Raw genomic sequence first — 13970 nt, 5'->3', positions numbered from 1 at the left:
CGTGCGTCTCTACGCCGGATCCACGTCGTAATGCACAATCAATTGCTTGAATGGCAGGTAACGTTGCATCTCCGCATGCACGGCTTCCAGAATCTCGCGAACCGGAGCGATCGCGGCGGCTATTTCTATTTTCAAAACGATCTTTCGGATATGAAGCGTCTGCACTCGTGTAATAGGCGGGGTAACCGGCCCCAAGACGCGTTCACCCAAACGACGGCGCAAATTGTCGGCATATAAAACAGACAATTCCTGCAAGATCGAGTCATTGCGGCTACGCAACACAATCACGATCAGCCGGTAATAAGGCGGATAGCGAAACATACTGCGCTCACCCAATTGCAGGCGGACCATCTCCTTATAAGCAAAACGCTCCACCATCCGGATCAACGGATGATCCGGCCCGGACGTTTGCAAAATTACTGTTCCGCGTTTATCCCGCCGGCCGGCACGTCCGCTGACCTGCACCATCAACTGGAAAGCCCGTTCATGGGCACGAAAATCCGGGAAGTTCATCAGGCTGTCGGCATTCAGGATACCGACCACACTCACATTTCCGAAATCCAATCCTTTCGACAGCATCTGGGTTCCGATCAGTATCTGCGTCTTTCCCTTCTCGAAATCGGCGATTATCCGTTCATAAGCCGTACGGGTACGCGCCGTGTCGAAGTCCAGGCGTTCCACTTTGGCTGCGGGGAAAAGCGTGTCTATCTCCTCTTCCACCATTTCCGTTCCGAAACCCATCGTCCGCAATTCCGGACTTTGGCATTCCGGACACTGGCGGGGCAACTGGATCTTATACCCGCAATAATGGCAAACCAGTTCGTTACGGAACTTATGGTACGTCAGGCTGACATCGCAGTTTACGCAATGGGGCACCCAACCACAACTCTTACACTCGATCACCGGAGCAAAACCACGCCGGTTCTGGAACAAAATCGCCTGCTCTCCCCGTTCCAACGCCGTATTGATCTTTTCGACCAATATCGGAGAGAAAAGCGTATCTTTCATAATTTTCTTACGCCGCAGCTCCTTGATGTCGACCGGCAGTATCTCCGGCATCAGACAGTCGCCATAGCGGGTGGTAAGCTCGACCAAGCCATATTTGCCGGTAGTCGCATTAAAATAGGAATCGATAGACGGGGTGGCAGACCCTAAAAGTGTCTTCGCCCCATGCATACCGGCCAATACAATCGCGGCATTGCGGGCATGGTAGCGCGGAGCCGGATCTTGCTGCTTATAGGTATTCTCGTGTTCCTCATCCACAACAATCAGTCCCAAATCCTTAAACGGCAGAAATAGCGAAGAACGGACACCCAAGACCAGCATCGGCCCACCCGTATGCAGCAGGCGGTTCCAGACTTCCACCCGCTCGTTATCGGAAAACTTGGAATGATAGACCAGCAACTTATCGCCGAACAACTTAGCCAACCGTTCGGTAATTTGCGTAGTAATGGCAATCTCGGGAAGCAAATATAAGACCTGGCGGCCCATCTTCAGTACCTCGTCTATCAGGCGGATATAAATCTCCGTCTTTCCGCTGGATGTCACGCCATGCAGCAGGCAAACATCTTTCGTGCCGAACACATCGTGTATCTCCCCGTAAGCCTTTTCCTGTGCCGGACTGAGCGGACTGGGCGTCTGCAAACGGCAGACCGGCACCTGAAGGCGGCCTACCTCCTTCTCGTAGCTTTCCAAAACGCCCCGCTTCAACAAACCGTCCAACGTAGCCGGTGAGCAATGGCTGTTTTCGAGCAACTCTTTTTTCGATAGTTCCCGCGTCAGAGCCGGATTAAGCGCATGGCTTAAATCCAGAAAACAAACCAACAGCAGCTCCTGTTTCTTCGCCCGCTTAAGCTCATCAAACACAGATTGTAGAGACGCACGACCATGCGTCTCTACATCCTTATAGGCTTCGGAAAGACGGATGAAAGTCTGCATCTTCGGCGCAAAACCACGTTTCAGTTCCTCGCTGACTTCGACTGCCCCTTTCGCCATCAAGGAGGCGACAACAGGCACAACATTACGGAGCCCGGTTTTCTTTTCCAGTTCGGACACCGTCAGTTTCAAGACTCCCGCAAAGGCATCCAGCACCACCTGTTCGTTCGGGCGCAACGGCCCGTCCGCTTCAAAGGCTTCATTATAAGTGACAGCCGTCTCGCTTTCCAGTTTCAACCCGGAAGGCAAGGCGGCCTTATAAACATCTCCTAACTTACAAAGATAATAAGACGCAATCCATTTCCAGAAACGAAGTTGCGGCCGACGAAGCACGGGAGTGGCATCTAAAAGGGCATAAATCTCCTTTGTCTCGTATTGGCTGTCCGGCTTACGCTCATGCACCTCCATCACGATAGCCGTATAGTAGCGCTTCTTTCCGAAATGGACAATCACCCGGCAACCCGGTATAACCGCCTGTTCCAAATCGGCCGGAATACTATAAGTATAGCTATTCTCTAACGGCAGGGGTAATATGACATCTGCGTATTTCAAAACAAGATCGCCGCCGTAATCGACCATCCGCGGTTCTTACCGTTCAAATCAAGTTTGGATGCGCTATAATCTTCTGTCAATCCCAGGGCATAATTGAAACCGACCTGCAAATGCTTGATCAGCTCCACACCGCCACCCAGATTCAAACCGGCATTAAAGTTCTTCGCCTTTAACTGGTTTCCAACCGAACCTGGGATATCCCAAAACTTATCACCGCCCACACGGAAGCCCACATACGGTCCGGCAGCCAGATATCCCTTTATAATCGGGAGACCAAACTTCCATTTCAAGTTGACCGGTACATCTATATAATCGTTTTTAAGGTCTTTTTCTCCCTTCGCCCCGATTCCCTTCTGCGAATAAAGGATAGCCGCATCAAAACCGACACCCATCACCGGAGCCATCACTTCCATCATCGGACCGATATTAAAGCCTGTCACATTGTCTTTCCCGACTATTTTTTCATTGAAATGCACGGACGAGATGTTCAAACCGCCCTTTATACCGAACTTAATCTGGGATTTCGCAGGCACAGCAACCAATGCCATCACAGCCAGCAACATAAACCCTACAATCTTTTTCATACTCTTTCTTTATTTAATTAATACCGATTACAAATAAACACACTTTTCCAGTAATAAACAAATCTCGCTTGCAAACAGTTTATTCAGTATTATTCAACCAACCACTTTTCGATATTGCGTGTCTGCGCGCTGAAATTGATGCCGATACGGAACAACGTACGCGGGTCGGAAGCGAACGGAAGAGCGTAACCTTTGTCATCGATTTGTTGCAATGCTTCTTCGGCCGTACCGTCGAGTTTGAACTCCATGACGTAGATGAAACGATCGGTTTGCAGGATCAGATCTATACGGCCTTCCGACGTATGGTATTCTGCTTTTACATAGAAGCCCAGCAGCTTAAAGACAATAAAGAGTACATTCTGATAATGCAGTTCCAGGTTGCGAACCAACTCGTAAGGTGTGTCGGCAAAGAAACTTTGCAGGCGGCGTAAAAAGGCATCGTAATTGCCGTCGTAGACTTCCCGAGCAAACTTTTTGATCTCGAAAGTTGTATCGACCGGACTTACCGGGGTGTAATAAGGCAGGAGATATTTAATGAACCCTTCCTCCACCTCCTTATTCGGGAAACCTAAACGGTAGAGACCGAATATCTTGTCGTATCCTTTGATCGTCAGGTAACCGCTTTGATAGATAACCGGTATGGGGTTCTTTGAGATGGCATCGATGCTGTTCAAGACATCGGCATCCGTCTCGGTATGCGCCATCCGATAGAGGTCGTAATTCGTGTTTTGCAATAACTTCACCAGATAGGTGGGCGTCCCGGTTTCAAACCAATAATTATCAAATTTCCGGTATTTGAATGTATTAAGCAGGCTGAACGGATTGTAGATACCAGGAGAGTTCTCGACGAAGTGATAACCGTCAAAACTGGTTTTCAACTCCGTGCAAGTCTCTTCGTATGTCATATCGAGCGCAGAAGCCAATACATGAACGTCACCGTCAAAATCACGATGCAATTCATCTTCACTAATACCGCAAATGGAAACATAAGGTCTTCTCATCGAAAGATCATCCAGATTATTCAGATCGCTGAACACGCTCACTTTGCCGAATTTGGTCACACCGGTGAGGAAAGCGAACTGGATATACCGGTCCATGCTCTTCATCACCCCATAGAACGCTTTCAGGGTGTTGCGGTATTCGTTTTGCAATTCGTCGTTATCGATGGCCTGTAGCATCGGTTTGTCGTATTCGTCTATCAGGATGACCACCCGCATACCGGTCTTCTCCGAAGCGCGCTCGATCACGTACGAGAAGCGCTCTTCCGGGCTACGGTCCTTTTTCTCGTCGCCATACAACAACTCCCACCTTTCCAGATGCTGATTGAGTATAGCGGTCAAATCCTCAGGAGAAACATATTTCTTGGCGTTCAAATCCAGATGCAACACCGGATAGGTCAACCAGTCTTTTTCAAGTTTTTCGACAGCCAGCCCTTCAAATAGCTCTTTCTTTCCCTTGAAGTAGGCTTCAAACGTGGAGATAAGCAGGCTTTTACCGAAACGACGCGGACGACTCAGAAAGTAGTAGCTACCTGTCTTCACCAATTGATACACCAGGTCGGTTTTATCAACATACAGGTAGCCTTCTTTTCTGATCTTCTCGAAATTCTGTATCCCGATGGGATACTTCCTGATAAATGTCGTTTCCATATATCCGCTGTTTTAAAAGTATGAATACAAATTTACGGAAAAACCTTCGACTTTCATGCGAGTCAAATCAAAATCATTAAAATAACTGCAAAAGGAAAGCATGAACCAATAGCGGAGCTCATCCCGCAGACTGATCCATGCTTCTTTTCCTAATTATTATGGCAAAATAATTAAAAACAAGTACAATAGAGGCTACGGGGAACGGGTAAAGAATATGCAAGCGGAAATGCTCTGATGTTCTCTTCCGGCCTTTCCTCGAAGCCGTCGAAAAAAAATGCGTTGCAGGTCTTCTGACTTGCTTCCGGTATGAGCGCCTTCCCAACTTTCGTCAGTGGCAAAAAGAATTGCCCAATCCGTTTATGAAGCTTACAGCAGCGGGACTGTCCGGGATTTGCACCCGATTCCCTTTTAATCCTTTTCCGCAGAGTGCGAAGCAGGAACAATGCATGCGACAAATATAGGGATATTTTCCATAAATATCTCATCTTCGCCTAAAAAAAGCTGAACGCGTCTTTTTCTAACGAAAAAAGAGTCTGACATACGGTTGTTGGCCGCACATCAGACTCTCTTTAACGATCAGGGGTGAAAACCTTTTACTGGATCACGCCTGTTCCATCGGTGAAGTCGAGTATCGCTTTCTGTCCGGCTTTGACAGGCACAGCAGGCTGGTCGCCTCCATTGCCACGATATTCGATCTTTCCTTCGTAAATATTAAATTCGGCACGCCACCAATCAGGCAAACCCGGATGTTTGATACACATGCGCAAGTCACCATCAGCCGCAAATGCAGGAGATGTGATTTTCTTGGCGGCATTATCAACCGTAAATTTGCTTGCCTCATCGTAATCCCACGTACCACCGTTGACATCGCCAAACAGATAGATATTCACGTCTGTCACGGAAACGGTATTGTCTTCCAGATTGACATAGATCAGATAATAGCCCGGAGTCGTCACGTTGATATTGTTTCCGCCTTTGGTATATTCCCCAATAGCATCGGCGTTCTCTTCGGCAATACCGAAGTCACCGCCCCAACCTAACTTAACTGTAAACTTGAAGCCGCCGGGATTTAGATAGGCGATCTTCCAGAATGAACTCGGCGTTCCGTTGACCGGAATGCATTCTTCCGCATCTGTTTCGGGCGTCCATCCCTGGAAAGCATCCCCGACAATAAACAGATTTTCGGGATAAGCCGGCGGAACGACCGGCTCACCGGTCAGGACATAACGGGCGCTGAACTGCCCGGCACGGATATCATATTTCATATACACGCTGAATTGTCCTCCGATATTCGTAACCAGGTTGGCACCTCCCGTTTCCATGCTACTAAAACCTTCGGTCAGGACATTATCCGTTCCTTCCTTCGTTCCTGTAACATCGGTGAAGATTTTCACTTTGCTGGCCGCATCGTATGGGATTTCATACCCCCAGTTACCACTATAACGGAATTTGAACTCACCGGCATTCAGTGTCGTCGACATCTCCCATTCCACTGTCGTACTGGTCGCATCGAACTTCGGAGCGTTGAAAGGAGTCTCCTTATCCCATGCGCCTTCTGTGGCGGCACCGATAATCCCCCAGCTCACCGGCAGGATCGACACCTGGTTCAGACTGGTATTAACGATTATATTATACAACCCGTCGGAGGCGACTGTAAAAGCCGGACCTCCGGCAGACAGATTGCAGATGGAGATTACATCGGGAACTTCCTCGACGACTTCCCCTTTACCATAATGCACCGGCTCTTCTCCGACCGCTTTACATACGGAGATATTAAACTCACCACCGGCTTTCAACCAGGTATAAATACCGATTATCTCCGGCTTCGTTTCAGACAGACCGTCACCAAGATCCAGCTTGACAGGCTTCAAGGCTGACGTAGAAGCCTCACCGCTGAATATGGTGGCACTACCGACCACATACGTACCGGGTTGCGCCTCTTCGATAATGGTCCAGTTATCGTTATCCTTACAACTTGTCACCGCCAGCAACAGGAGGATAAACATGGATATATAGTTGCATATCTTTTTCATATCATTGTCCTTTTATATGAATCTGTTTATAATAGTTTATCAATATCCTTTATTCTGTGAAAGGTTTTTATTCAGCAAGACTACATCATGCGGAATAGGGAATACGGTGCAATAGGGTTGTGTCGCCGGACGGCCGTCCACCGCATCGCAGAACTTGCCGAACCTGACAAGATCCTGGCGGCGTACACCTTCCCAGGAAAGCTCGCGGGCACGTTCGTCCAACAGGTCGTTGAGAGTCGCTTTGGAAAGTGCATCGGCACCTACACGTCCGCGTACTTCATTGATTTCATTGTCACCGCTTTCCCCTTTACGCATTTTAGCCTCAGCCTTCATCAACAGGACATCGGCATACCTGTATAATACGAAATCGACACTTTGCAATTTGCCTGCCGACTGGGAGGCGGGATCGATCTCATACTTTTTCCAGCGTGCACCGGCCGTTTTTTCATCGGCTATACCCGAAACATCGACGGCTACGGCATCCGGCTTATATTCCAGTTCGTTATCACCATCCATGATCGGAGCTCCGTCCGGTCCGGTTACTTTGCCTGTATAGAAACACAATTCCAGGCGGGGATCATTCTTGCTTTTTCTGAAAGAGGCTAATAATTCCTTAGAAGCAGAAGCTCCGTTCCAGCCGTCGATCGAATAAGCTTTACCGTGTGCATAATGGACAGTACGAATGATGTAATAGAATTGGGCACTATACTTAGCCGGATCCATCGGGATTGTAAAAATATTTTCTACAGACTTCTCATTACCAACACTAAAGTTGGATGAGTAAGTGGAAGAAAGCTGATATCCCAAGTTGGAAATAGAATCACAATAAGCGATTGCAGCATCCCAGCAAAGAACCTTCTGGCCGTTCATTTCAAAATCCGTACTTCCGTTAGGAGCACCGCCGTTGTCCGTCCAGTCATCATCCGAATAGACCTGCGCATTCAAGGCTAACTTAGCCAATAGGAAGAAAGCCACCGGACGTGTCATACGACCGTAATACTCTCCTTCTTTCGTACTATTTGCCGTATTCAGATAAGGCAAAGCCTCCTGTAATTCCTTCCGGACAAAATTGTACACTTCGCTTCTTTCGGATTGTTTGACATCCGAAATCTGTACATCCGACTTTTCGACCAGAGGTACACGGCCGAAGCAATCCAGCAACTGGTAGTAGTAGAGTGCACGGATCGCCTGTACTTCCGCTTTGTAAACGGGAAGATATATATTCTCGGGATCCGCTTCCATCAGACTGTTCAATTTGTCGATAGACTGATTGCTCAAACCGATCACCTTATAAAGATAATCCCAGACGCTTTTGAAAGGAGCTTCGGACTTATCCCAAGTATGCAGATACAACCGTTGCCATAATTTCCCGTCTTCCCAGTCACCACCACGAGTCGGAAGCAAGGCTTCGTCGTTCGTAAATGTCTGGATGTCGTACAAACCACGGTCTGTCCCGGCCAGTCCTTCCCCTCCGCCGGTCGCACCGATCTGGGTATAAAGATTGGCAACTGTATTGAGGTAAATCAATTCCGGGCTTTTGTAAGCCTCTTCTTCCGGCATCTGGTCTTTCGGGTTTTCTTCCAGGAAAGAGCTACAGGAAGGAAGAGCGAATGTGGCGGCTGCAAGCAAGCAGCTATATATTATATTCTTTTTCATGTTTTTATGCTAATTAGAAGGTTATATTTAATCCGAGAGAATAGGTCCGCGTCAACGGATAGAAGCGTTTGTCATCGACACCCATATCACTACCGACAACGGTATTGTTGATCATCGGCGACAAACCTGAATAGTTCGTGAATGTATGCACGTTATTGACAGAGGCCGTCAACCGTATGTTCTTAATGACTTTGTCGATCTTCTTTACATTGAAGTTATAGCCCAATGTGATGTAATCGATATTCACATAATCACCTTTTTCCAGCCAATAGTCAGTGACCGTATTATCCTTGATGTTCATGGAAGGAGCATCCGGCAAAACGTTATATGTCGGGAAGGTATTCATGTTCATATAAGTCAGAGAGGTTCCGTTATAGATCTTATGTCCGAACGCTCCGCTCATCTGTACCTGCAAGTCAAAGCGTTTATAACGCATGCTGATATTGGCACCCATGAATACTTTTGGAGTTGCCTGTCCTGCCACGTAGCGGTCGTTGCCGTCATTGATATCGACAGTACCGTTCTTGTCGAGGTCTTCAACCTGGTACGTGTAGCTACCCAAACCGTCGTTCACCAGACCTCTTGAATGAGGCAGATAGAATACACCTACAGGCTGTCCTACCATCTGGTAGATAACTCCCGTATTACCACCGATAAAACCGGCGCCGTTGATGCTACCCAAACGCATATATTCGGAAGTAGACAATTCCTGGCCCATATAAGTTCCGCTCAATGATTTCAGTTCATTCTTCTGATAAGAGACATTGGCACTGATCTTCAGGTCGAAATCCTTTGTCTGTACCGGTGTGCCGCTCAAAGCGATTTCCACACCATTGTTCTGCATTTCCCCTAAGTTTGCCAAGAGCTTGTTGTAGAGGAACGGAGGAACCGGAACGGCATATTCGTACAACAGATCTGTCGTTCTGGAATTGTAATAATCGACAGAACCGGAAATCCGGCTTTCCAACAGGCTGAAGTCAACACCTACGTCGAACATCTTCTTGGTTTCCCATTTCAAGTCCGGGTTTGCGTTACGGGCATACCCGTAAGTAACAGTCTGCTGACCGTTGACAGTCGTGATACCCGTAGGTTGCATCAGGGACAATGAGTTGTAAGGAGATATGGCATCCTGGTTACCGGTCAGACCGTAGCCGGCTCTGATTTTGATGTTCGTAATCTGTTCGATATCCTTCAGGAATGCTTCGTTACTGATTACCCATGCCGCAGAAGCGGAAGGGAAGAAGCCCCACTTATTGTTTTCACCTAATTTGGAAGAACCATCGGTACGCAGGTTGACCGTTGCGATATAACGGTCGTCAAACATATAGTTAAGACGGGCCATGAAAGAAGAGATATTGTAAGAGTTGGCATAAGAAGTAACGTCGCCATACTTCACATTTGCTCCTGCTTTCAGGTTGTCATATCCGAAATAGTTCGTACCGAAGCCGCGTGCGTCAGCACCGAAACCGTTGAACTTATAGCTCTGCCCTTCCATCAACCCTAAAACATCAACATGATTCTTTCCGAAGTCTTTCTTATAGGACAACGTGATATTTCCCATCAGTACATCGCTGTTCTTCTGCGTCTTGCTGGCCTTACCGCTACCTTCACGGATACCGGCTTTGATATTATTCGGAATGTAGGTCGAGTTGATCTTCTCATTATAGGTATAAGAGCCGAATACGCTCAACATCAGATCAGGGGTAAAGTTGAACGAGAGCTTACCGTGTGCATTCAGGTAGGCATTGTCTTCCTTATCCTGTATGGTCAGACGTCCTAACGGGTTGTCTATTTCGTTTGCATTCGGATCTTCCGGCCACGTTCCGTCTGCATTTTGGGTAGCAGGCAGAGTCGGATTGAAAGAAGCGGCGGAATAGAATGTTTTCTGGTGATCATTCACATAGTTATTCACCTTCTTGGAACCGAACATGCCGAATTCTATTTTCAGACGATCGTCGAACATCCGCTGGTTCGCATCCAACTTAGCGGTATAATTGCGCATATCGCTACCGTCAATAATACCGTCCTGTGCAATCACGCCGATCGAAGCGCGGTAATTGGATTGCTCGTTTCCGGCACCGAAAGAGACGCGATGGTTCTGCGTGAAACCGGTACGTTGCATCTCCTTCATGAAATTCGTACTCGCACCGCCGTCAAGGGCATTGACATACCCACCGGCCTCTACGGCCGACCGGTATTGTGCGGCATTCAGCATATCGATGTTCTTATAGACGCTTTCCACGCCGAATGTCCCGTCATAGTTCAGGCTGACGGCTCCCGCCTTCCCTTTCGTCGTAGTAACGACAATTACACCGCTGGCACCACGTGAACCATACTGGGCAGTTTCGGAAGCATCCTTCAAAATCGTAAAGGTCTCGATGTCGGAAGGAGAAAGTGCATTCAGCAAGCCTAAGTCACCAAAAACACCGTCTATCACAACCAACGGATCGTTACCGCCGGATAATGAAGTCGTACCACGCACACGGATAGAGGGAGTGGAAGCCGGGTCGCCTCCCTGTTTGTTGATGACCACACCGGCCACTTTTCCCTTTATCGACTCGAGCGGGTTCGTTACGACTCCGACATTCATGTCTTCTTTCTTAATCTTTTCAACGGCACCGGAGATTGTCCGCTTACTTCCCGTAGCGTAACCGACAACAACCACTTCGTCCAGCGCTTCCACATCCTCTTTCAGGATGATATTAAAAGAAGTCTGTCCATTAACAGCTATGGTCTGAGGGATATAGCCGATATACGAAATATTGATCGAAGAGTTTCCGGGTACGGTTAAAGAGAAATTACCGTCTACATCGGTAATGATCCCGTTTGTCGTACCAACCTGAAGAACACTGGCACCGATAATCGGCTCGCCGGTCACATCTTTTACATTACCTCTGACTGTAATGTCTTGCGCAAAAATGCTAAAGTTACACAGTAAGCCTATTAATATTAATAGGCTTACTCTTGCACTGCAAGAGTAAGCCTATTAATATTAATAGGCTTACTCTTGCACTGCAAGAGTAAATTTTTTGTTTCATGCATTAGAGAATTTAAGATTGTTATTACTTATGTTTATTTTGTTGCAAATTAGAGAAATACCTATTAAAACCTATTTGTCTTCAACCTATTGAAGCTATTATAACCTTTTCAATCCTTTTGCCTCTGATTTATCTTTTACTTCTTTGATACTGATGGCGTAACCCCCTCCGCTTGCTGCCCGCAAAGTCAGTTTGCTTTTATTGGTCAGTACGCCTTTGCTTATCGTATAGGCCTGCGGATTATTCTTCCAGTCGGCATCTTTGGCATCGGCATACACCGTTGCAATATATTGTTTTCCCGGTTGCAGGAAATCAAATGTCAATTTGGAAGTATGTCCGTTTTCATCAGCCGTACAACCGATAAACCAGTCATTCGTACCTTTGGCCCGACGGGCAATCGTGATGTAGTCTCCCGGTTCAGCTTCCAGATACAGGCTTTCGTCCCAATCGACGGCGACATCCTTAATAAACTGGAAGGCATCCATAAAACGTTCATAATTTTCAGGAATATCGGCAGCCATCTGCAGAGGGCTGTACATCGTGACATACAATGCCAACTGGCGCACCAGAGTGGAACGGACCTGGGAATTATTATTCGGATTCATCTTATTGCAATGCGTTTCAAAGATGCCCGGCGTATAATCCATCGGTCCACCGACCAGACGGGTAAAAGGCAGGATAGTCGTATGGTCCACATTGTTGCCGCCAAACGATTCATACTCTGTTCCGCGTGCAGATTCATTGCCGATCAGGTTCGGATAGGTACGGCAAAGCCCGGTAGGACGAACCGCTTCGTGTGCATTTACCATAATCTTATAACCGGCCGCTTTCTTGACGGCAAATAAATAGTGGTTGTTCATCCATTGCCCGTAATGGTATTCCCCGCGCGGGATAATATCGCCGACATAGCCGCTCTTAACCGAGTTATATCCATTGTCGACCATGAACTGGTAAGCTTTATCCATATGACGTTCGTAATTACGGACGGAAGCGGATGTTTCGTGGTGCATCATCAATCTCACACCTTTACCGGCAGCATAACTTTGAAGTTCTTTCACGTTGAAATCGGGATAAGGAGTCACAAAGTCAAAGACATAATCCTTACTTTTCCCGAACCAGTCTTCCCAGCCTTCATTCCATCCTTCAACCAGAACCTGGTCAAAACCATTCTGAGCGGCAAAATCGATATATCGTTTTACATTTGCCGTATTAGCGGAATGCCTGCCATTCGGCTTTGTCTTGGAATAGTCCGTCACTCCCAACTTCACACTTGAAAGTTCGTCCGTATAAGCCCAAGTTCCCTTATTGGTAATCATATCCCACCATACACCGATGTATTTAACCGGTTTGATCCAGGAAACATCCTCTAATTTACAAGGTTCATTCAGGTTAAGCGTAATGCGGGATGCCAAAATATCACGGGCATCGTCACTCACAATAACCGTACGCCAGGGTGAGTTGCAAGGAGTTTGCAGATAGCCTTTATCGCCTCTTGCATCAGGGGTGAGCCAGGATTCGAACACCATGTTCTTGTCATCCAGGTTCAGATGCATACACGCATAATCGACCAGAGCGGCTTCATGCAAATTGATATACAGGCCATCGTCGGTCTTCATCATCAAAGCGGTCTGCACGCCTGTCGGTGAAAACGGTGTCTGCGAAGAATTAGGAGTGATAGCCTTCTTCATCAATCCTCTGATTTCAGATAAACGGGAAGTCGTGTAATCGTATTCTTGCGTATCATAATCCCCGGGAATCCAAAATGCCGTATGGTCACCTGCCATACCGAATTGCGAATGTTCTTCTTTGATAACGAAATAGTTCAACTCCTTCTGTTGCGGAAACTCATAGCGGAAGCCCAATCCGTCATTGAAAAGACGGAACCGGATCACAATATGTCTGTCGTTTGCGGGCTGATTCAGCGTCACCGCCAATTCATTATAATGATCCCGGATTTCCTTTTCTTCTCCCCAAACCGGCTTCCAGATTTCATCGAATGTAGATGTCTTGACCTCTCCGATTTCGAAGCCATTATAAAGATTTGTCTTTTTGTCTAATGTCGTAACGTCTTTACGCTGCTTGAACTCGAAGTCGACAGCTGCATCCGCATCCTCTTTTTTCAGTTCCAGTCCCAACGTACTGGGTTTGATGACCTCTTTCTGTTTATAAGTTAATTCATAAACAGGAGCGCCTTCCTGATTCAAACGAAATGTCATTTCCAGATTACCATCCGGCGAGGTAAGTTTTTGCTGCGCATTTCCGATAAATGAAATGCAGAGTAAAAAGACGAGTGAAAGATTCTTTTTTCTTTTCATATTATAAAATGGTATTAAATTATATGCCAACGATATGGTCCGAGAGTTTTTTTCATTTCGGATATGGCAAATGTAACGGTATTGAAACCCGCTAAATGAGACAAGAACAAAAATATAAATGATTTTCAGTCTATATTTAAACTAACACACTATTCTACAAACAATTACTCTTAAACATCTTTTTTAAAAATATAAGTCTTTGTGAACT

7 protein-coding genes and 1 riboswitch are annotated in these 13970 nt (G+C 46.9%); all 7 genes read right to left on the bottom strand.

The features are described 5' to 3' along the window. Positions 1-9: 9 nt before the first annotated feature. The 7 genes from priA to DWW90_RS04840 all read right to left on the bottom strand — a co-directional run bounded on the left by priA (position 10) and on the right by DWW90_RS04840 (position 13762). Positions 10-2487 (bottom strand): primosomal protein N', encoded by a 2478-nt coding sequence (priA, locus tag DWW90_RS04870; RefSeq protein WP_122344283.1) that lies wholly within the window; start codon positions 2485-2487, stop codon positions 10-12. Beyond that, positions 2484-3071, bottom strand: coding sequence for a porin family protein (locus tag DWW90_RS04865; protein ID WP_115497829.1), 588 nt, complete (start codon positions 3069-3071; stop codon positions 2484-2486). Before DWW90_RS04865 ends, priA begins: the two co-directional genes overlap by 4 nt. Before the next feature lie 89 nt (positions 3072-3160). After that, complete coding sequence (locus DWW90_RS04860; RefSeq protein ID WP_122344207.1) at positions 3161-4720, bottom strand: ATP-binding protein; 1560 nt, start codon at positions 4718-4720, stop codon at positions 3161-3163. Between the two features lie 262 nt (positions 4721-4982). Then, positions 4983-5180: riboswitch (cobalamin riboswitch) on the bottom strand. Between the two features lie 133 nt (positions 5181-5313). Further along, positions 5314-6753 (bottom strand): SusF/SusE family outer membrane protein, encoded by a 1440-nt coding sequence (locus DWW90_RS04855; RefSeq protein ID WP_122344206.1) that lies wholly within the window; start codon positions 6751-6753, stop codon positions 5314-5316. A gap of 39 nt (positions 6754-6792) precedes the next feature. Then, complete coding sequence (locus DWW90_RS04850; RefSeq protein WP_122344205.1) at positions 6793-8409, bottom strand: RagB/SusD family nutrient uptake outer membrane protein; 1617 nt, start codon at positions 8407-8409, stop codon at positions 6793-6795. 13 nt (positions 8410-8422) lie between these two features. Continuing rightward, entirely contained in the window at positions 8423-11359 is a 2937-nt protein-coding gene (locus DWW90_RS04845) for a TonB-dependent receptor (RefSeq protein ID WP_233547650.1), read from the bottom strand. 186 nt (positions 11360-11545) lie between these two features. After that, a complete protein-coding gene (locus DWW90_RS04840; RefSeq protein WP_122344203.1) occupies positions 11546-13762 on the bottom strand; it encodes a glycoside hydrolase family 97 protein in 2217 nt (738 codons plus the stop codon). Positions 13763-13970: the final 208 nt, after the last annotated feature.

Source organism: Parabacteroides sp. AF17-28, assembly GCF_003479205.1.
GTDB classification, from domain to species: Bacteria; Bacteroidota; Bacteroidia; order Bacteroidales; family Tannerellaceae; genus Parabacteroides; species Parabacteroides acidifaciens.
Note: the sequence above shows the minus strand (reverse complement) of the source record. Positions and strands in the feature narration are given on the sequence as shown.